The 20,081-nt window shown below is 41.1% G+C and carries 18 protein-coding genes; 11 read left to right on the plus strand and 7 right to left on the minus strand.

Features of this window, described 5'->3' with window-relative positions:
- Nucleotides 1-110 precede the first annotated feature (110 nt).
- The 6 genes from BS636_RS01380 (at nt 111) to BS636_RS01405 (ending at nt 8,722) form a co-directional block, all read left to right on the plus strand.
- The gene (locus BS636_RS01380) at nt 111-920 is read left to right on the plus strand and encodes an IclR family transcriptional regulator domain-containing protein (protein ID WP_099337185.1); all 810 of its coding nucleotides are present in this window, start codon (nt 111-113) and stop codon (nt 918-920) included.
- A 414-nt stretch (nt 921-1,334) separates the two neighbouring features.
- Nucleotides 1,335-2,684 carry an MFS transporter gene (locus BS636_RS01385; RefSeq protein ID WP_099337186.1) on the plus strand — a complete coding sequence of 450 codons (1,350 nt, stop codon included), beginning with the start codon at nt 1,335-1,337 and terminating at the stop codon, nt 2,682-2,684.
- A gap of 71 nt (nt 2,685-2,755) precedes the next feature.
- Nucleotides 2,756-4,024, plus strand: coding sequence for an OprD family outer membrane porin (locus tag BS636_RS01390; RefSeq protein WP_099337187.1), 1,269 nt, complete (start codon nt 2,756-2,758; stop codon nt 4,022-4,024).
- Nucleotides 4,025-4,833: 809 nt separating this feature from the next.
- Nucleotides 4,834-5,895 (plus strand): 4-hydroxyphenylpyruvate dioxygenase, encoded by a 1,062-nt coding sequence (hppD, locus tag BS636_RS01395; RefSeq protein WP_099337188.1) that lies wholly within the window; start codon nt 4,834-4,836, stop codon nt 5,893-5,895.
- A 170-nt stretch (nt 5,896-6,065) separates the two neighbouring features.
- The gene (locus BS636_RS01400; RefSeq protein ID WP_099337189.1) at nt 6,066-7,466 is read left to right on the plus strand and encodes an amino acid permease; all 1,401 of its coding nucleotides are present in this window, start codon (nt 6,066-6,068) and stop codon (nt 7,464-7,466) included.
- 29 nt (nt 7,467-7,495) lie between these two features.
- On the plus strand, nt 7,496-8,722 hold the full coding sequence (locus tag BS636_RS01405) for an aromatic amino acid transaminase (protein WP_099337190.1): 1,227 nt from the start codon (nt 7,496-7,498) through the stop codon (nt 8,720-8,722).
- A 355-nt stretch (nt 8,723-9,077) separates the two neighbouring features.
- On the opposite strand, the gene BS636_RS01410 is transcribed toward BS636_RS01405, so the two are convergent.
- A complete protein-coding gene (locus BS636_RS01410) occupies nt 9,078-9,509 on the minus strand; it encodes a hypothetical protein (RefSeq protein ID WP_099337191.1) in 432 nt (143 codons plus the stop codon).
- A 359-nt stretch (nt 9,510-9,868) separates the two neighbouring features.
- Nucleotides 9,869-10,690 carry an IclR family transcriptional regulator gene (locus BS636_RS01415; RefSeq protein WP_099337192.1) on the minus strand — a complete coding sequence of 274 codons (822 nt, stop codon included), beginning with the start codon at nt 10,688-10,690 and terminating at the stop codon, nt 9,869-9,871.
- 188 nt (nt 10,691-10,878) lie between these two features.
- Here BS636_RS01415 and fahA point away from each other — a divergent pair, with 188 nt between their 5' ends.
- Genes fahA through BS636_RS01440 form a run of 5 tightly spaced genes read left to right on the plus strand, consistent with a single transcriptional unit; the run spans nt 10,879 to nt 14,790 of the window.
- The gene (fahA, locus tag BS636_RS01420) at nt 10,879-12,162 is read left to right on the plus strand and encodes a fumarylacetoacetase (RefSeq protein WP_099337193.1); all 1,284 of its coding nucleotides are present in this window, start codon (nt 10,879-10,881) and stop codon (nt 12,160-12,162) included.
- Nucleotides 12,163-12,182: 20 nt separating this feature from the next.
- Nucleotides 12,183-12,821: a maleylacetoacetate isomerase gene (gene maiA, locus BS636_RS01425; RefSeq protein WP_099339568.1), complete on the plus strand. Its 639-nt coding sequence runs from the start codon at nt 12,183-12,185 to the stop codon at nt 12,819-12,821.
- A 20-nt stretch (nt 12,822-12,841) separates the two neighbouring features.
- Complete coding sequence (locus tag BS636_RS01430; RefSeq protein WP_099337194.1) at nt 12,842-13,417, plus strand: VOC family protein; 576 nt, start codon at nt 12,842-12,844, stop codon at nt 13,415-13,417.
- Nucleotides 13,418-13,438: 21 nt separating this feature from the next.
- The gene (locus BS636_RS01435) at nt 13,439-14,140 is read left to right on the plus strand and encodes a CoA transferase subunit A (protein ID WP_099337195.1); all 702 of its coding nucleotides are present in this window, start codon (nt 13,439-13,441) and stop codon (nt 14,138-14,140) included.
- A gap of 2 nt (nt 14,141-14,142) precedes the next feature.
- Complete coding sequence (locus BS636_RS01440) at nt 14,143-14,790, plus strand: CoA transferase subunit B (protein ID WP_099337196.1); 648 nt, start codon at nt 14,143-14,145, stop codon at nt 14,788-14,790.
- Between the two features lie 657 nt (nt 14,791-15,447).
- Here BS636_RS01440 and BS636_RS01445 read toward each other — a convergent pair.
- The 5 genes from BS636_RS01445 to BS636_RS01465 form a co-directional block, all read right to left on the minus strand.
- Nucleotides 15,448-16,365, minus strand: a complete 918-nt coding sequence (locus BS636_RS01445; protein ID WP_099337197.1) for a LysR family transcriptional regulator — start codon at nt 16,363-16,365, stop codon at nt 15,448-15,450.
- Between the two features lie 83 nt (nt 16,366-16,448).
- Nucleotides 16,449-17,249, minus strand: coding sequence for a sulfite exporter TauE/SafE family protein (locus BS636_RS01450; RefSeq protein ID WP_099337198.1), 801 nt, complete (start codon nt 17,247-17,249; stop codon nt 16,449-16,451).
- Nucleotides 17,250-17,293: 44 nt separating this feature from the next.
- The gene (locus BS636_RS01455) at nt 17,294-17,788 is read right to left on the minus strand and encodes a flavin reductase (RefSeq protein ID WP_099339569.1); all 495 of its coding nucleotides are present in this window, start codon (nt 17,786-17,788) and stop codon (nt 17,294-17,296) included.
- Between the two features lie 97 nt (nt 17,789-17,885).
- Entirely contained in the window at nt 17,886-18,914 is a 1,029-nt protein-coding gene (locus tag BS636_RS01460; protein WP_099337199.1) for a methionine synthase, read from the minus strand.
- A gap of 68 nt (nt 18,915-18,982) precedes the next feature.
- Nucleotides 18,983-19,963, minus strand: coding sequence for a putative oxygenase MesX (locus BS636_RS01465; RefSeq protein ID WP_099337200.1), 981 nt, complete (start codon nt 19,961-19,963; stop codon nt 18,983-18,985).
- Between the last annotated feature and the right edge of the window lie 118 nt (nt 19,964-20,081).

Below are 20,081 nucleotides of genomic sequence, written 5' to 3' on the forward strand. Positions count from 1 at the left end.
ATTTTCATGTTTCCGCCTAGACCTTAGCCTCAATCCCTACCGAAATAGGTGACTTTTGACCGATGATCGGACATGATATCTAAAGAAAATAAATAATGAGGGGAATGTAATTGCGCAAAGATTTGATTTTTAGTGAAAATAATAATGAGTCTATTCAGTATGACGATTACATTGCAGGACTAGCAAAAGGTTTAAGTTTGCTTGAATGCTTCAGTACTGAACGTCAAAAGCTGAATGTTACCCAGATTGCTGAACGTACCGGGCTCAGTCGTACTGCGGCTCGACGCTATGTCCGTACCCTCAAATTTCTCGGTTATCTCGATACAGATGAACATTTCTATTGGCTCACCTATAAAGTGTTACGCTTTTCCAGCGCTTATCTCAGTTCCGCCTACTTACCTAAAGTTGCCCAACCGATGCTCAACCTCTTAAGCATAAAAACTGCTTTGAGTTATTCTGTTGCAGTACTTGATGAGCATGAAGTTGTACCTGTTGCAAAAAGTATTGCTCCCCAAATTGACACCAGCAAACTTAGTCCACTTGGTGTACACCTAGGGAACCGCCTGCCTGCGTATGCTACATCGACGGGCAAGATTCTACTTTCACATTTAAGTCTTGAAGCCCAGCAACAATGGCTGGATAAATTTAACCTGAAACGGCTTACCCCCTACACCATTACGGATCCACAGGTTTTTTTAAAAACATTAGAGCAAGTTGGTCAGCTTGATTACTGTATTTCTACAGAAGAACATGAATTAGGAATCATTGCGATGGCAGTCCCCATTTTAAATATGCAGGGAGATACTGTAGCTGCGCTAAACTGTATTGGCTCAAGCGCGCGTATTAATACCAGTTATTTAATACAAAATATCCTCCCTCTGCTTAAACAGACTGCTCATGATTTGCGTGCCATACTTTGATAATATTGCATGATTTTTAAAGTTTTTTATGATTTTTTATGCTAAGTGATTGATCATATGTATTCTTTTTTTACAAAATGAACGCCTTTGTTCATACTTTTTAATTCCTAGTATTTCACTAGATTATTCAATGATTTCCTATGTTCTATGGATCCATTTAATCCAAAAAAACGATTATTGCATATATTTTATGCTTGTATTTGGATCCAATAATGATAAATTCAGCACATCGCAAGTAGGCTGATTAAATCTTCAGCAACAGAACATGGACGGGTTCTGATCTGCGGTGGACATCTTAAACATTACTAGGATGACACCTTTTAACCAAAAAAATTATGCAATATTAATAAACTAATCACGTTTATTTATACATATATGTGCTGGTTTAGGTGTCTGATTCCATGGAGAAAGTAAATGGTTCAGAACCCTCGTGAGGAAATGAATAACAAAACCATGAATAGCTATCAATGGTTTGTTATCGGTATCTGTGTTCTTTTAAATGTCATCGATGGTTTCGATGTATTGGTGATGGCATTCACTGCATCATCGGTATCAGCAGAATGGGGACTCACAGGTTCACAGTTAGGTGCTTTATTAAGTGCCGGTCTGTTTGGTATGGGTGCAGGTTCTTTATTTTTGGCCCCTTGGGCAGACAAAATTGGTCGTCGCCCTTTAATTCTGCTTTGTCTGCTTATTAGTGGTGTCAGCATGATTGCTGCTTCACTAGTACAGAGTGCAACTCAGCTCGGTATTATGCGTTTTATTACGGGTCTAGGGATTGGTGGTATTTTGGCAAGCAGTAATGTGATTGCCAGTGAATATGCATCATCGCGCTGGAGAAGCTTGGCAGTAAGTTTGCAATCCACCGGTTATGCCATTGGTGCAACCATTGGCGGTATGATTGCAATTGCTTTGATCAGCCATTTCGGCTGGCGTTCAGTCTTCCTTGCAGGCGGATTAACGACCATGTTTATGCTGGTAGTAGCATTTTTCACTTTACCAGAATCACTCGATTATCTGCTGGTTAAACAGCCAAAAAATGCTTTAGATCGTATTAATCACCTCTGCCAACGTATTGGTTTGACTCGTATTCAGCAACTTCCTGAAGTTGTACTCAATACCGCACAATCTAAGATTGGTATTGCAAAATTATTCACTGCTGGGCTTGGCCTACAAACCATCTTACTTTGGGTTAGCTTCTTCTTCGTAATGTTCGGCTTTTACTTCGTTATGAGCTGGACACCAAAAATCTTGTCTGCAAATGGCATGACGACTGAACAAGGTGTGACTGCTGGTGTACTGATCAGTGCAGGAGGCATGTTTGGTGCGGCATTGATCGGTCTAATCAGCGCACGTGTCCGTGTATTCTATGTACAAGCAGCTTTCCTGGCATTAACCGCCATCTTAATTCTGCTTTTTGTAAACAGTACTGGCACACTTACTATTGCCTTTATCCTGTCAGTTTTCTTGGGCGTATTATCTAATGGCTGTGTGGCAGGTCTTTATGCCATGTCACCTTCAATCTATGCAGCCGATGTGCGTGCTACCGGTGTAGGTTCTGCAATTGGTTTTGGCCGTATTGGTGGAATTTTATCCCCGTTAGTTGCAGGTGCTTTCCTAGACGGCGGAATTTCTTCACTTACCTTGTATGGCTACTATGCGGGTGCTTTTGTTCTTGCGATTGTGACTGTTCTTAGTCTTTCAAAATTGCAGAATAAACACACGGCTCAATTAAACTTCCAAAGCTCTACTGTAAGTTCATAACTCTTTTATTACTTCATTATCCTGAGCTGAACATGAAGTTCAGCTCTATTCAAATATATAGGGACAATATCATGAGATTCTCTGCAATCTTTTTGGGGATACTTTCGTCTGTAGTTTTAGCTCCTGCTTTTGCAAACAGTTTTATTGATGATTCTCAGGTCACATTGACAGCACGTAATTTCTATTATGACCGTGACTATAAGCAAGGAGATGCTTTCCCGGCAGCACGTGATTGGGCTCAAGGTTTTATCTTAAAAGCAAATTCTGGTTATACGCCAGGTGTTGTTGGATTTGGTGTAGATATCTTGGGTCTAGCAGGTTTTAACTTATTAGGCGATAGCGTCGATGAGTATGCTGCTTCCGGTTTACTCCCTGTGGGTCAAGACAGAAAGCGTGCTGATCAGTATGGTGAACTCCGTTGGACCGCGAAAGCAAAAGTACAGGACTCCACATTACATGTAGGAACATTGGCGCCAATGTTCCCTGTGCTATTTTCCAGCCCTGCCCGTTTATTCCAGCAGAATTATCGTGGTGCTCATCTACAGTTTAATGAAATAGATAATTTAAAAGTTCATGCGTTGTATACAGATCGAGTCAACCAACGGGACTCCACCAACTATGAGAAAATTCGAGTAGGTAACCCAAATGGACGATTCGACACTGCTGCTGAATCTTCTGGCCTACATATGTTAGGAGCTGAATATAAGGTTAATGATCAGGTAGCTACACAAATTTTTCATGCAGACTTACATGATGTGTATCAACAAAGTTTCTTGGGACTAAAAACCAAACATGACATTGGTATCGGTAATTTCCTGTCTGATTTGCGTTTGTTCGTGAGTGAAGATTCAGGCGATGCCCTTGCAGGTAATATCGAGAACCAGCACTTCAGCGGGATTTTCGGTTTGAATCGTAGCAATCACACCTTTAGTCTGGGCTATATGCAATCATTTGGTGATACTGCCATGCCTACCCTGTCAGGTGCTGAACCTGCGGTATTCTTGGACAGTATGAGTGCTGACTTTACTAATATTAATGAAAAAGTTTATCACGTCCGTTATGACTACGATTTTAAAGATACCCCTCTTAACGGTCTTAAATTTATGACCCGTTATAGTAAAGGAGTAGATATTGAAATTAGAAATCTGCCAGGTGAAGAATTTGAGCAAGACGCGCTAGATTTCGATTTAAGTTATCGCATTCCAGCAGGTAAACTTGAAGGCTTAAACCTACGTGCACGTTATAGCCATTATCGTAATGATATGCCTGCCCAAGGCATGGCTTTCCGTTCTGATAATGAGACCCGTGTGAATATTGATTACACCTGGAAGTTTAAATAAATTCTAACTGATTAAACTTCTTATTCATTCAGATTTATTATTTTTTCAATAATTTATAAATCAAAATAAAAGAGGCCTTCCGGCCTCTTTTTATATCTATTCAATATTGAATATTTCTAAATTTAGGCATCTGCTTTAATCACATGTTCAGCCTCACCCCCCCATTACTACAATTTTCTGCGGAAACTTCAACATGTATAATTGGCGTGTTTCTGTATATTGACTGTCAGTATTATCGTGAAAGTATGCGAGTCGAAGAACTGTTAGACTAAATTTGTTTAGATCAGTAAAGCTCTTAACTATTTATTTTATTAAGTTATTTAGGAATTTTTTAATATTCCAAACGTCTCCAATTATTATTTCCAAGTTGGCTCTCTATTTGATCCATTCAAAATATAATTCCTCACTTCTTTTAAAAAATAGTTACTCAATCGCCATTCTCAACGGATAAATTTGGGACTGGTTCTCCTTACAAAAAACTACATTTCCTATGATTTAGTATCTTGGAATTATCCAAAAAATATTTTTTATGAATAACATTAATTTATGTTATAAATTAACCCCATATTTTATGAAATTATTTATTACGTAATTAAATTACGTATTGAATAATATTCAAGATCCAGTATGATGAGTTAAATTCCTTCTTTTTCTTGTGTGCATCAGGAATCGATGCAGTTCAGCAAGTCAAAGAAGTCAGGCAAACGGATTTGTCTTCTCAATATAAAACGGCAGTCATACCACCGTAGAGCCTGAACAGACAGTAAAAGATGAGCAATAGGATTGCTTCTAAAAAATGAGGATGTTGTATGAATGAATTAGCCAATCCATTAGAACTATGTGGATTCGAATTTATTGAATTTGTATCTGAAGATGGCCAACTGGATCCTGTTTTCCAAGCCATCGGATTCACTAAAGTGGCGAAGCATAAATCGAAAAATGTCTATTTATGGCGCCAGGGCAATATTAATATCATTCTGAATTATCAGCCTGAATCATATGCAGCCTATTTCTACAAAGAGCACGGTCCTTCTGCTTGTGCAATGGGCTTCCGTACCAAGAATGCGGCAAAAGCTTTTCAAAAGGCGATTGAAATCGGCGCAGAACCGATTTATAGCAAAATCGGGCCAATGGAGCTTAATATTCCTGCGATTAAAGGAATCGGTGGTTCCCCAATCTTCCTGGTCGATTGTGACATTTACCAAAATGATTTTATCTTCTTCGATAATGTTCCATCGCGTCCAGTCGGCACAGGCCTGAATGAAATCGACCATTTAACGCATAACGTTTATAAAGGTCGTATGCAGTACTGGGCAGATTTCTATGAAAAGATTTTCAACTTCCAGGAAATCCGCTACTTCGATATTAAAGGCGAATACACTGGCCTGACCTCTAAAGCATTGACTGCACCAGATGGTAAGATCCGTATTCCACTAAATGAAGATTCGGACAAAGGTAATGGTCAGATCGCTGAATTCCTGAATGAATTCAATGGTGAAGGTATTCAGCACATTGCCTTTATCTGTGATGACCTGCTTGAAACATGGGACAAGCTGAAAGCTTTAGGCACCAAGTTCATGACGCCACCGCCAAGCACTTATTATGAAATGCTGGATGAACGTTTACCGAACCATGGTGAGCCAGCGGATGAGCTGCAAAAACGCGGCATTCTGCTAGATGGCAATACCAAAGATGGCAACAAACGCCTGCTATTACAGATTTTCTCTGAAAATATGATTGGCCCGGTGTTCTTTGAATTTATCCAGCGCAAAGACGACGATGGTTTCGGTGAAGGTAACTTTAAAGCCTTATTTGAATCAATCGAACGTGATCAGATCAAACGTGGTGTTTTAGACATTTCTAAAGCCTGACCTTTTTAAAGCCATACCGGTGTCTATGTAGTCTCATGTGCATCGGTATGGTTGCCTCTGCTTCAACAGATACGCTCGTATAACACTTAAGATTCTGCATCGATGACGGCATAAAAATAATAAAGCACATCATAGTTCAGCGCTTAATCTCACATGGATGATGAATAAAAATGCAGCATATTGAACAAGGAAACCTGAAAAAAGGTTTAAGTAACCGGCATATTCAGCTCATCGCACTCGGTGGTTCAATTGGTACCGGACTGTTTCTTGGAATTTCACAAACGATCAAGCTTGCCGGGCCTTCCGTTATTTTAGGTTATGCCATTGCAGGCTTGATTGCCTTCTTAATGATGCGCCAACTGGGTGAAATGATTGTACATGAACCTGTGAGCGGTTCTTTTAGTCATTTTGCTTATAAATACTGGGGCAAATTTGCCGGATTTATGTCGGGTTGGAATTATTGGGTACTCAATATTCTGGTCTGTATGGCCGAATTAAGTGCCGTCGGTCTTTATATCCATTACTGGTGGCCGGAAATTCCGACCTGGGTTTCTGCCCTCGGCTTCTTCATTTTCATTAATGTGATTAATCTCCTCCACGTGAAATTATTCGGTGAAATGGAATTCTGGCTGGCGATCATTAAGGTCGGTGCGATTATTGCCATGATTGCGTTCGGTAGTTACCTGCTTGCCAGTGGTAGCGGCCACAGCCAGTCCAGTCTGGAAAATTTATGGCAACTCGGCGGCTTTTTCCCGAATGGAATCATGGGCCTGATTATGGCAATGGCGATGATCATGTTTGCTTTCGGCGGTATTGAACTGGTCGGGATCGCAGCCGCTGAAACCGACAACCCGAAAAAGACCTTACCTAAAGCAGTCAACCAGATTGTCTACCGCGTCCTGTTATTTTATATCCTGAGCCTAGTGGTGATTTTATCGCTTTACCCTTGGAATATGATGGCGCAAGGTGGTAGTCCATTTGTCATGATTTTTGATTCTCTCGGCAGTCAGACGGTTGCCGGAGTTTTGAATTTCGTGGTGTTAACCGCAGCGGTTTCGGTATATAACAGTACTAACTACTGTACCAGCCGTATGCTGTTAGGCTTAGCCCAGCAAGGTAATGCGCCGAAGTTCTTAAGCAAGATTAATCAGCGTGGCATCCCTGTGAATGCGGTGATGGTTTCAGCGTTTTTCACCTTGATGTGCGTTTTATTAAATTATCTGGTGCCGGAAAAAGCCTTTAGCATGCTGATGATGCTGGTGGTTGCTGCCATCGTGATTAACTGGCTTGTTATTTCCTATACTCATTTGAAATTCAAGACCTCAATGAATCGTACGCAGACTAGAACCGATTTTCCAAGTGTGGCGTATCCATTCACCAACTATTTATGTATCGCATTTATGGGCGGTATTCTGCTGATTATGAGCAGCACCCCGGACATGCGCGTTGCTGTCATCATGATTCCGGTCTGGATTGGTATTCTCTCGGTTGCCTACTTCTTTAAGCGCAAACAGGAATCTCAGACTGCTATTTTAGATAACAGCAAAATTAGCACCTTACCAGAAGCGTAATCGCATATTGATTAGATTAGGATAGATTCATGTTTCAACATATTGATACTTATGCCGGTGATCCAATTCTCTCTTTAATGGAAGAATTCAACAAAGATCAGCGTAGTAACAAAGTCAACTTAAGCATCGGACTGTATTACAACGAAGATAATATCGTGCCGCAGCTAGACTCAGTTCAGAAAGCCTATACTTATCTGACCCCTGACTATAATAAAGTTCGTGTTTACTTGCCGATGGATGGGCTAAACAGCTTTAACCAGGCTGCACAGGAATTAATTTTTGGAACTTCCAGCCCTGCCCGTGAGCAAGGCCGTGTGGTTACGATTCAGACTTTGGGTGGCTCAGGTGCACTAAAAGTCGGCGCAGATTTTTTAAAGAAATATTTTCCAAAATCTGAAATCTGGGTCAGCCAGCCAACTTGGGAAAACCATATTGCGATCTTTAACGGCGCTGGTATTCAAACCCATTTCTATCCTTATTATGATGCAGAAACCAATGCCGTTAATGTACCGGCGATGCTGGATTGCTTAAAACAGCTGCCAGCTCACAGTATTGTGTTACTGCATCCATGCTGCCATAACCCGACTGGTGCAGATTTACAGCCGCATGATTGGGATCAGGTCATTGAGGTATTAAAAGCGCAATCCTTAATTCCGTTCCTGGATATGGCTTATCAAGGTTTTGGTCAGGGTCTGGAACAGGATGCCTATGCTATCCGTGCACTCGATCAGGCTGGCATGAACTTCATCGTCAGCCATTCATTTTCCAAAATCTTCTCTTTATATGGAGAGCGTATTGGTAGCTTAAGTTTTGTCTGTGATGACTCTACAAGCGCACAAAATGTTTTAGGCCAGTTAAAAGCCACAGTTCGCCGGATTTATTCAAGTCCAGCGGCTAATGGTGCCCTATTGGTGAGCCAGGTATTAAATAATCCTGAACTGTTTCAGCAATGGCAGGCTGAAGTTGAAGAAATGCGCCAGCGTATTTTACGTATGCGTGGCCTACTCAAAGAAAAATTGTCTCAGGCATTGCCAGAACTTGATTTCAGCTACCTGACCCAGCAACAAGGTATGTTTAGCTATACCGGCTTAACTGCTGAGCAAGTGGATCTGTTAAAACAGCATTACGGTATTTATCTGGTTCGTAGTGGCCGCATGTGTACAGCAGGTCTGAACCTTAGCAATATTGATTATGTTGCCGAGTCGATGGCTGCAGTGATCAAAATGCAGAATGAAGCTGAACCACTGATTGCTTAAAAAACAGTAAGTTTTAAAAGCCTTCTAGCTTAAGTGCTCGAAGGCTTTTTTATGAATGGTGATTTGATCTTTTTAAATAAAAATAGAGTCAGGTCATGTTCTTGGGCAAAATCCGTAACCAATTGGATATCTATTCTTATTTCATCTGGACATTTTGTTCTGCACTAGGATTAAATGAGAGTACATAAAACCGTGGAACATTGCTTCTTTATTAAGTGTTAAATATGAAAAATCATAAAAAAGCCTAATTTGAGATAATCAAGCTTTTTATTACCATTTAAATATATGATTTATATAAATAAATAAAAATAATCACGTATAACGTGTATTATGTTAATTTTAGGAGATCTCAAGATTACTCTCCAATCAATTTCATATCCTTTTCATCCCACCAATGTTGAGCATAGATTTCAGGATTAGTTGTAAGTATCTCATTCAAAATATCAGCTACAAACATTAGTTGCTCTGATATATCAATTTTCTTAAAAAATCCTTTCTTAATTATTGGCCTGCAAGGATCTATGAAAACCAAAAAACCATTTTCATACTCTTGATAATGATTACATCCAACCCAAATACCTTTAAATTTTTCGTCCGCTAAGGGTATTAAATATCCCCAATCCTCATTTATGAAATCTGATACATTTAAGCCATACTTAGGAAGTTCTTCTGATAAGTATTTTGCTAATGTATGTCCCCAAATTTGTCTATCCCACTCTTCTTTCTCTTCAGAGGTTGGAGGGAAGTTATCAGATCGAAACTCTATATGTGTTTTTAATAAGGTCATAATTTTTTATTCTTTAATATTGAATTATGAAAATAAAAGTTCTTATAAAAATTGTCTACATTGCGAGATAATTTTTAATTTTTTTAAAATTAATTAGTTAAACCAAATTGATACTTTAATTTAAAATAAAGGCTGTTATACGAACTCTAAAGCATCCAAGAGTTAGAAATCTCTATTCAATTTTCTGTGAGATCGCATATCCAGTAAAATAAGAATAAAAATTCTAGTTTTATTTCATAATTAAGCCACATTTTAATTTCTGTCAAACGATCAAAAGCTGGATATAAAAAAGATCCAGCACCTCAATCAGGTCTGGATCTATGAAAGAATTATAAATTATATCTAATAGAGGAAAAGTGTTAGACAGCGACCTGTGGATTAAACAAGGCATCAATCTGCTGTTGAATCCCGAGCAGATAATCAATAGCCTGTTGCATCTGGTCTGCTGGCAACTGATCTTCGGTGCCAATACAGGTAATCACATGATCAAGCTGTCGACTGAAGTTATACACGGGAATCGCCACTGCATGGATGCCTGCCATCATATCGCCGGTTACTGAAGCATAGCCCTGCTGTAGAATTTTCTCTTTAAGTTGCAAGAATTCTTCCCAGTTCGCAGGATATTGACCTGCTTTAGCGCTACTCGCCCACTCTTTTTCCAGTAAAGGCTTAATGATATGTTCTGGCTGGAGACAAGCATGTAAACGGCCAGTTGCCGACTTCAGCAAAGGCATACGCGAGCCGACTCGGGTAATAATATTAAATACATGGTTAGACTCAAGTGACTGAACCACTACAGCACCATCGGCAAACCATTTACTGACATGAATACTGCAATTTAAATGCTGCTGAATCTGCACAATATATTTTTGGGTTAATTCCAGCATATCGGTACGTTTTAAGGCATTGACCCCAAATGCATGAGCACGCTCACCCAGGCTATAACGCCCGTCACTGAGCTGCTGGGCATACCCTTTACGTATCAAACTCACCACATAACGATGCACTTTTGCAGGATGCATAGACAGGACTTCCGACAGCTCTTTTAACATCATCGGTGCATTATGTTCAGTCAATGCATCGAGTACAGTTAATCCTACTTCTAGAGACTGCACCCCTCCCTGTAATTTTTCTTCCTCAACGCTCATCGTTTCATCCTGCATATACGCATTAATTTTCATGGTTCTATAAAGCCATTGTACTACTGAAATCAAAAATCTTGTTCAGCCAAATCTGATTCCAGATTCAGATCATATCCGCATTTTAACAAATTTACATTATTCATAATCAAATTATTTATTGCGTAATTTAAAAATATAAGTATGATTCTGTATAGAACTTAAATTTTCCACGGAAAGGATTCATATTTATGACGACGCGTTTAAAGTCATTTATCGACATCGCTCCTGATTCAGATTTCCCTTTAGAAAACCTGCCTTATGGTATTTTCAGTGATGAGCAAAACGTCCAGCCACGTGCCGGGGTGGCACTCGGAGAATGGGTTGTGGATCTGGGAGTATTGGAAGAAAAGGGTTATTTAAAGCTAAAAGAAGGTCAGCAATTTTTTAATCAGCCAACCTTGAATGCTTTTATTGAGTCGGGTAAAGCCAATTGGTCTAAAGTACGTACGGAATTACAAAAGTTACTCTCAGCCGATCATGCCGAATTGCGTGACAACAAAGAGCTACGTGATCAGGTTTTCTTGAAACAGTCAGACGTCAAAATGCATCTGCCAGTCTATATCCCGGGCTATACCGACTTTTATTCATCGAAAGAACATGCCACTAATGTCGGCTGTATGTTCCGCGATCCGAAAAATGCACTGTTAGCCAACTGGTCAGAACTTCCAGTCGGTTATAACGGCCGTGCCAGCTCCGTAATTGTCAGCGGTACAGAAATCGTACGCCCATCAGGACAGATCAAATTACCGGATTCTGATCGTCCAGTTTTTTCAGCGTGCCGCAAACTCGACTTCGAACTGGAAACCGGCTTTATTATTGGCAAGCCAAATAACTTAGGCGAGCCCATTGCGATTGAAAATGCTTGGGATCATATTTTTGGCATGGTGCTATTCAATGACTGGTCTGCACGTGATCTGCAACAATGGGAATATGTACCGCTAGGTCCATTTAACGCCAAGACTTTTGCCTCTTCGATCTCGCCATGGATCGTAACCATGGAAGCGCTGGAACCATATAAAACCAGTTCACCTGCTCAAGAGCCAAAACCTCTGGCTTATCTGCGTGAAGATAACAGCAGCAATAGCTATGACATTAACCTGTCGGTTGAAATTCAGCCTGAACATTCAGACCAGGCTGATGTCATCTGCGAAACCAATTTCAAATATATGTACTGGTCGATGGCACAGCAGCTGGCTCATCACACGATTGCAGGGTGTAATGTTCAGGTCGGTGATCTGATGGGTTCAGGCACAATTTCAGGCCCTACGCCAAATTCTTATGGTTCATTACTGGAAATCACCTGGAATGCAACCAAGCCGCTGACTTTGTCGAATGGTGAACAACGCACCTTCATTCAGGACGGCGACACCGTGATCATGAAAGGTCATTGTGAAAAAGAGGGTCTGCGTATCGGTTTCGGTGCTGTGAGCGGCAAAATCTTGCCAGCGATTGATTTCGGTTTTACTGAATAGTCCGGGGTGAAATCATGACCATGCAACTGTATACCTATTTTCGGAGTTCGGCCGCTTACCGGGTTCGTATTGCGCTCAACCTGAAAGGACTCGAAGCAGAACATATCCCGGTTCATCTGGTGAACAATGGCGGCGAACAGCATAGTGAAACATTTCGTCGGGTCAATCCGGGTGAGCTGGTCCCTGCCTTAATTGAAGATGATTTCACGCTGACCCAGTCGCTCAGCATGATTGAATATCTGGAAGAAAAATTTCCGGAAACTCCCCTGTTGCCCGAGGATTTGCAACAGCGTGCGCTGATTCGGGCCTTCAGTCTGAATATCGCTTGTGACATTCATCCACTCAACAACCTGCGTGTACTTCAGTACCTTAGCAAAACCCTGAATGCCAGCGACGAACAGAAAACTGAATGGTACAGACACTGGGTTATCACCGGTTTAAAAGCACTTGAAGCTCAATTAACGCTTTCAAATGGCCAATTCTGTTTTGGAGATCAGCCTAGCCTTGCAGATTGCTGCCTGATTCCGCAAGTGTATAACGCTAAACGTTTCAACATCGATCTTTCAGATTTTCCGAAAATTGAATCGATTTATGAATATTGCAATTCACTAGACGCATTTCAAAAAGCTGTACCTGAAGCGCAGCCCGATGCAGCATAAGAATATATAAGGATATAACCATGACCATTCAAATCGAAAAAATTCACCATGTCGCCTACCGCTGTAAAGATGCCAAAGAAACCGTGGAATGGTACAAAAAGAACCTGAACATGGACTTTATCCTGGCTTTTGCTGAGGATCATGTACCGTCTACCAAGGCTTTCGACCCGTATATGCATCTGTTTTTAGATGCAGGCAATGGCAATGTGTTGGCCTTCTTTGAACTGCCCACCCAACCGGAAATGGGCCGCGATGAAAATACCCCGAAATGGGTGCAGCATATCGCCTTAAAAGTGAAGGATCGTCAGGCACTGGTTCAGGCCAAAGAGCATCTGGAAGCCAATGGCGTAGATGTACTGGGCATTACCAATCACGGCATTTTCCATTCAATTTACTTCTTCGATCCAAATGGCCACCGTCTGGAACTGGCGTATGATGATGAAAAAGCATCGCAAAAAATTGCCATGATTACCGAAGAAATGAAATATGACATGCTGGAACAATGGAGCAAAACCAAACGCGCGCCTTCACATACCCACTTCCTGCATGCAGATGAATTAGACCACAGCGCTCGCGAAGCCAAGATGGACGCTTGAATTTTAAGATAAGGATTTCTGATGAATAAAGTCGTTGCCAATGCTCAGGAAGCTTTAGCGGATATCGTGGCAGATCATCAAATGCTCGCCGTTGGCGGATTTGGTTTATGCGGTATCCCTGAAGCACTCATTGACGCTTTAAAAAATACTGGTGTGATTGGCCTGACCTGCATTTCTAATAATGCCGGTGTGGATGATTTTGGTTTGGGCAAATTGCTGCAAACCAAGCAGATCAAAAAAATGATTTCTTCTTATGTCGGTGAAAATAAAGAATTTGAACGCCAATATCTGAATGGTGAACTGGAAGTGGAACTGACTCCTCAAGGTACACTGGCAGAAAAACTGCGTGCTGGCGGTGCTGGAATTCCTGCTTTCTACACTCAAACAGGTGTCGGCACATTGGTTGCCGAAGGCAAAGAAGTCCGTGAATTTGAGGGTAAAGAATTTATCCTGGAAAAATCATTAACCGCAGACGTGGCATTGGTTAAAGCCTATAAAGCGGATAAGGCTGGCAATCTGGTCTTCCGTAAGACTGCGCGTAATTTCAATCCTGAATGTGCCATGGCCGGAAAAATCACTGTGGCTGAAGTTGAACAGGTTGTAGAGATTGGTGAACTTGATCCGGATGATATTCATCTACCTGGAATTTATGTAAACCGAATCATCGTCAATGCTTTACCGGAAAAGCGCATTGAGCAGATGACCTTAAAGGCAGGAGCATAATCATGGCTTGGACTCGAAATGAAATGGCTCAGCGTGCGGCACAGGAACTTGAAGATGGTTTCTATGTCAATCTCGGTATTGGCTTACCAACACTGGTAGCCAACTATATTCCAGAAAATATCAACGTCTGGCTCCAGTCTGAAAATGGTCTGCTAGGCATTGATGAATTCCCGACTGCAGAAACAGTTGATGCAGACCTGATCAATGCCGGTAAACAGACAGTCACTGCTCGTAAAGGTGCAGCTTTCTTCTCAAGTGCTGAATCCTTTGCCATGATTCGCGGGGGTCATGTCAATATCGCAATTTTAGGCGCGATGGAAGTCTCCGAAACAGGTGATCTGGCTAACTGGATGATTCCGGGCAAGAAAGTCAAAGGTATGGGCGGTGCTATGGATCTAGTGGCAGGTGTGCAGAAAGTCGTAGTGCTAATGGAGCATACGGCGAAAGACGGTTCCCCAAAAATTGTTCCTCAATGTACCTTGCCCCTGACCGGTAAAGGTGTCGTCAACCGAATCATTACGGATCTCGGTGTTATGGATATTACTTCACGCGGAGTGTTTCTGATAGAACTCGCTCAAGATGTCACGCTGGAACAGATCAAAGTTGCGACTGGAGTGGAGCTGATTACGGATAGACTTGAGGCTGCCTGATCTTTTTAGGCTGAATATTCAAAGCAGCTAAGGCTGCTTTAATTTCGCCTCCGCAATATCACTTCTGCAGTCATCTTATCCAGGTCAGAGTTTTTTATAATTCCCTATAAAGGAGGTAAAGAAAGAACAGATCAGCTTTATAAATATAATTTAACTCAGTCCAAAAATTAAATTACCTTTATTTCTATATTCAACTTAATTTGCAGAAGTACTCATTCTTTTTTCTCTACTGTGTTTTCATCAAGCTAAATTGAATTCCTAAAATCTAAAAACCTTCTCACTCTATTTTTGTAATTACTATCTGATAAATAAAAATAATTATGATAATAAAATTATACATATCGAGAAAATCCGACCAATAAAAAAGCCACTTGCGTAAGTGGATGATTTATAAGAAGAATTTTGGTGGAGGTGGCGGGAGTTGAACCCACTAAAGCTTAACACTATCACAACCTATCAAATATAAGTATTTGTATTTTAAAACATTTACTTAATTTCATTTGATAGTCTGTGATAGACTTTTGAAAAAGTGTGGCAAAAAATGTGGCAATTAATTTTACCCAATGTGAACCCGAATTTGATTTAGTGCATTGAATCATAAAACTAATATTGTCTAAATCCCGCCCCAAGATAATGCAATGATAAAAATTCGGAGAACTAACTGTAATAAGAGATTCTTTTCTTTGAGAATCTCTCGAGTTGCTTCAAGAACCCTTCAAAATAATCTTTCTGCTTTTCTTCACTTCTATATCCTGCATATAAGGTTCGGCGTAATCCTTCAGGTGAAACACACTCTAAACGACGCGACGTAACCCACCCCTTCTTTTCATATTCATTTACCACCCAATCTGGCAATGCTGCAATCCCCCGACCACTTGCAACAAGCTGGATCAACATTTGGGTTAAGTCGGTAGTACGGATTTGCTTTGGCATGATGTTCTCTGGAATAAACAAACGTGACATGATATCCAATCGATGCTTGTCTACTGGATAAGTGATCAGGGTTTCTTCTGCCAGTTCTTGTACCGTAATCTCTTCGGCACGTACCAACGGATGTGTATTAGATAAAACTAGCCGAGATTCATACTCAAAAATTGGGAAATATTCGATTCCCTTCATTGCTATTGGATCAGCAGTAATTAGCAGATCAAACTCTCCTGTTTGCAACAGCTCATGTGGATTAGCTTCAAAACCGGAAGCAAAATCTAAATCAACATCAGGATATTGACTACGGTACTGATTCAAAAGTGGCATGAGCCAATCGAAACAACTATGGCACTCTGAGGAAAAAACAATGCGACCTGTCTGCCCATGAACAATACGGGTAATGTCACTTTGTGCTATTTGAACTTGTGGCAATACCTCATCGGCCAATTTCAATAGACGTAAACCCACATTAGAGAAACTGATAGGACGTGTACGACGATTGACCACTTCTACACCAAACCATTGATCTAGCTCTCGCAACTGGTGAGATACAGCCGAAGGAGTCAGACATAGGTCACCTGCTGCTGCAACCAATGAACCGTGCTCTCTCAAGGCTGTCAGTGTTTTTAAATGTCGTATTTCTATCATGTAAATCCCAAACAATAACTATAATGTCAGAAAAGCCCACACTGAGTGAGCCTGTTCTTCATATCAAATTAATTGAATATCTCTTAACTCAATCCTTTAAATATGAAAAAGCATCCAACGATACTTAACAATACCGCAAAACATTTTTTCAGCATTTGCGGTGATAAAGCATGTGCTGTTTTTGCACCCAACTTAGCTGTAAAGAAACTCATCAGGCTAATGCCTAAGAATGCATAAGTATGTACATAGCCAATACTGTTGGGCACAGCAGCATGTGCTTTCATCCCAAAAATCATAAAGCCTAAAGCACCAGCAATCGCAATGGGTAAACCACAAGCGGCAGATGTTCCCACTGACTTTTGCATGACGACGCCATAACGGTTGAGATACGGGACGGTTAAACTGCCACCACCGATCCCAAAAATAGCTGAAGCCACCCCAATCACTGAACCTGCAGCCACCTGCTTACCGGTTGAGGGCAACGTTCTGCTTGAGTCGACAGCCTTTTTAGCCCCCATGAACATGCTATATGCCACCCAAATCAAGAATAAACCAACGATGAGTTGAAGATGTATTCCTGAGAGCCATCCTGCAATCGCCGCACCTGCAAAACAGCCAATTGCCATCGGTGGCGCCAGATTTTTAAATACCGACCATATCACTGCACCATTTTTATGGTGTGCCATGAATGAACTGATTGATGTCACAACAATGGTGGCTAATGAGGTTCCTAATGCCAAATGCATGATCACATCAGGACTGTAGTCCATCTGAGTAAAAACAATAAAGAGTAATGGGACGATGATCGTTCCACCACCGACACCAAAGAGACCAGCCGCAAATCCTGCAAGCGCCCCGATGACTAAAAAAATAATAAGTTCCACGATATCCTGACTTTTAAAGGATTGAATATTGAAGCAATGAACGGTTAAACCGTTTCCAGTTGACCGACCTGATGATAGGCACGATTAAAATAGACCAGGCTTTCCTCTTGCTGGCTTTGTTTGATGGCTAATACACGACATAAGAAAATGCTATGTGTGCCAACATTTTTAATCTCTTCTATCTTGCAATCAAAACTTACCAAAGCATCTTCTAAAATCGGAGCACCTGTTTTGAGTGTGGTCCAACACCCAAGTTTGAAGCGGTCTTCAGAATTGAATTTGCTTGAAGCAAAAGCATTGGAGATATGTTCATGCTGTGTGCTGAGTACATTCACAGATAGCACTTTATTTTCAATAAAATGTGCATGAGAACGAGAGGATTGATTCATACAAACCAGCAATGTCGGCGGTGTATCGGTTACGCTACATACCGCTGATGCAGTAAAGCCATGCATCCCTGCTGTCCCTTGTGTGGTTATTACATTCACAGCAGTCGTCAACAAAGACATAGCGTTTCTAAAATCTGTTGCTTCAATCATCTCTTTCATCTCAAATGTATATATCACGTGGTGATGCTGAAAGCAGGACAAATGATCTAGCTACTATTTGCCCTGCTTAGCTTCAGACTACGTTTGATTATGCCTCTAGTTCTTTACGAACAATGGCAGCACCTGCACTTAACGCTTCAAGCTTGCCACGTGCAACATTACGAGATAAAGGTGTCATACCACAGTTGGTTGAAGGATAAAGCTTGTCTGCATCGACGAACTGAAGTGCTTTACGCAATGTGTTTGCGACTTCTTCAGGAGTTTCTATCTGATTGGTAGCCACATCAATCGCACCCACCATCACTTTCTTGCCACGAATCAATTCAATCAGATCCATCGGTACACGTGAGTTTTGGCACTCTAAGGACACAATATCAATCTTGGATTTTTGCAGTTTCGGGAAAGCTTCTTCGTACTGACGCCATTCTGAACCCAAGGTCTTTTTCCAGTCTGTGTTGGCTTTAATACCATAGCCATAGCAAATGTGAACGGCTGTTTCACATTTCAGACCTTCAAGCGCGCGTTCCAGAGTTGCCACACCCCAGTCATTCACTTCATCAAAGAACACGTTAAATGCAGGTTCATCGAACTGGATGATGTCTACTCCTGCTGCTTCAAGTTCCAGAGCTTCCTGATTCAGAATCTTGGCAAATTCCCAGGCCAGTTTTTCACGGCTCTTATAGTGACCATCGTACAATGTATCAATCATAGTCATTGGACCAGGTAATGCCCATTTGATCGGTTGATCGGTTTGACTGCGCAGGAACTTGGCATCCTCAACAAAGACAGGCTGTTTACGAGAAACTTCACCGACCACTGAAGGTACGCTGGCATCGTAACGGTTACGGATACGAACGGTTTCACGCTTGTTAAAATCCACACCGTCAAGGTGTTCAATAAAGGTGGTCACAAAGTGCTGACGGGTTTGTTCACCATCGCTGACAATATCAATGCCTGCTTGACGTTGTTCATGTAAAGATAACTTCAGTGCATCACGTTTCGCCTCAAGTAGTTCTTCACCTTCAAGTTTCCACGCAGACCACAGCTTTTCAGGTTCAGCAAGCCAAGATGGTTTCGGTAAGCTGCCTGCTGTTGAGGTCGGAAGTAAAATTGCCATAACTAATCTTCTTTCTTTAAATTCGCAAATCTGTAAATATCTTGAGTAGCTTAAGCAGCTTGGTTTTTCTAGGCTGTTTCTACTTTGAAATTGGCAGCCCATTCATCAAGGATGTGTTTATATGACTTGATGAAGTTTTCTTCAGTCCATTTGCCTTGTTTCACAGCTAACTGACCACGTTCAACTCGGTCATAGACAACACGAGTCAATGAATAATCGCCATAGCTCAAGCTTGGTTGATACACCACACCTGCAGGTGAATTGGTATTGTAGATTTCAGGGCGATAGATGCGTTGGAAGCTTTCCATAGTGCTAATGGCACTGATCAATTCAAAATCGGTGTAATCACGTAACAAGTCCCCTGCGCAGTAGAATGCAAGTGGCGCGTTCGCACCTCGAGGCTTGAAATAACGTACGCTTAAACCCATCTTGGCGAAGTATGCATCAGTACGTGAATAATCATCATTGGTGTATTCCACACCTAAGATCGGATGCACATTTGCAGTTTGATAATAAGTTTTCGTCGTTGACACACTTAAGCAGATCACAGGCTGTTTTTTGAATTCAGCTTTAAACACATCAGAATTCACTAAATGTAAATAAAGCTTGCCGTGCAGGTCGCCAAAGTCTTCTGGCATTTCATTAAACTTGCACCCTAAAGCTGGTAGTACCACGCTAAAGTCATAATCACGCACATAAGACGAGAAGCTGTTGCCAATCATGCCTTCAATACGTTCACCCGTTTGATGGTCAATGATGGTACTTTTTAAGGTTTCAATAAATGGAAACGTTTTTCCGTTGCCTTCGATATCAATTTCAGCAGAGATAATATCGATTTCAAGTGAATAGCGATCACCTTTTGGATTATCTACCGTTGCCAAGCTATTAAAACGGTTATTGATCATCGCCAAGGTACGACGCAGGTTTTCTTCACGGCTTTCCCCGCGTGCCAAATTGGCAAAGTTCGTAGTCAAACGTGTGCTGTTTGCTGGCTCATAGTTCTCATCAAAACGAATACGTTTAATTGAACATGCAAATTTGTTACTCATGGAGATTCACAACCCTAAATTTTTAAAATAAAAGCAAATTTTCTGAATGGACTTATTTAAGCGTGAATTTCTAAATGAGTAAAACGATATAAATTCAGTTAAAGATGAAGGAAATTCA

This window comes from Acinetobacter sp. LoGeW2-3, assembly GCF_002688565.1.
Lineage (GTDB): Bacteria > Pseudomonadota > Gammaproteobacteria > Pseudomonadales > Moraxellaceae > Acinetobacter.

Excerpts from the sequence above, each read along its gene's own strand:
- fahA (WP_099337193.1), top strand. The coding sequence starts at position 10,879 with ATGACGACGCGTTTAAAGTCATTTATCGACATCGCTCCTGATTCAGAT.
- BS636_RS01460 (WP_099337199.1), bottom strand. The coding sequence starts at position 18,914 with ATGGCAATTTTACTTCCGACCTCAACAGCAGGCAGCTTACCGAAACCA.
- BS636_RS01445 (WP_099337197.1), bottom strand. The coding sequence starts at position 16,365 with ATGATAGAAATACGACATTTAAAAACACTGACAGCCTTGAGAGAGCAC.
- BS636_RS01400 (WP_099337189.1), top strand. The coding sequence starts at position 6,066 with ATGCAGCATATTGAACAAGGAAACCTGAAAAAAGGTTTAAGTAACCGG.
- BS636_RS01440 (WP_099337196.1), top strand. The coding sequence starts at position 14,143 with ATGGCTTGGACTCGAAATGAAATGGCTCAGCGTGCGGCACAGGAACTT.
- BS636_RS01435 (WP_099337195.1), top strand. The coding sequence starts at position 13,439 with ATGAATAAAGTCGTTGCCAATGCTCAGGAAGCTTTAGCGGATATCGTG.
- maiA (WP_099339568.1), top strand. The coding sequence starts at position 12,183 with ATGCAACTGTATACCTATTTTCGGAGTTCGGCCGCTTACCGGGTTCGT.
- BS636_RS01455 (WP_099339569.1), bottom strand. The coding sequence starts at position 17,788 with ATGATTGAAGCAACAGATTTTAGAAACGCTATGTCTTTGTTGACGACT.
- hppD (WP_099337188.1), top strand. The coding sequence starts at position 4,834 with ATGAATGAATTAGCCAATCCATTAGAACTATGTGGATTCGAATTTATT.
- BS636_RS01465 (WP_099337200.1), bottom strand. The coding sequence starts at position 19,963 with ATGAGTAACAAATTTGCATGTTCAATTAAACGTATTCGTTTTGATGAG.
- BS636_RS01430 (WP_099337194.1), top strand. The coding sequence starts at position 12,842 with ATGACCATTCAAATCGAAAAAATTCACCATGTCGCCTACCGCTGTAAA.
- BS636_RS01390 (WP_099337187.1), top strand. The coding sequence starts at position 2,756 with ATGAGATTCTCTGCAATCTTTTTGGGGATACTTTCGTCTGTAGTTTTA.
- BS636_RS01405 (WP_099337190.1), top strand. The coding sequence starts at position 7,496 with ATGTTTCAACATATTGATACTTATGCCGGTGATCCAATTCTCTCTTTA.
- BS636_RS01410 (WP_099337191.1), bottom strand. The coding sequence starts at position 9,509 with ATGACCTTATTAAAAACACATATAGAGTTTCGATCTGATAACTTCCCT.
- BS636_RS01415 (WP_099337192.1), bottom strand. The coding sequence starts at position 10,690 with ATGAAAATTAATGCGTATATGCAGGATGAAACGATGAGCGTTGAGGAA.
- BS636_RS01385 (WP_099337186.1), top strand. The coding sequence starts at position 1,335 with ATGGTTCAGAACCCTCGTGAGGAAATGAATAACAAAACCATGAATAGC.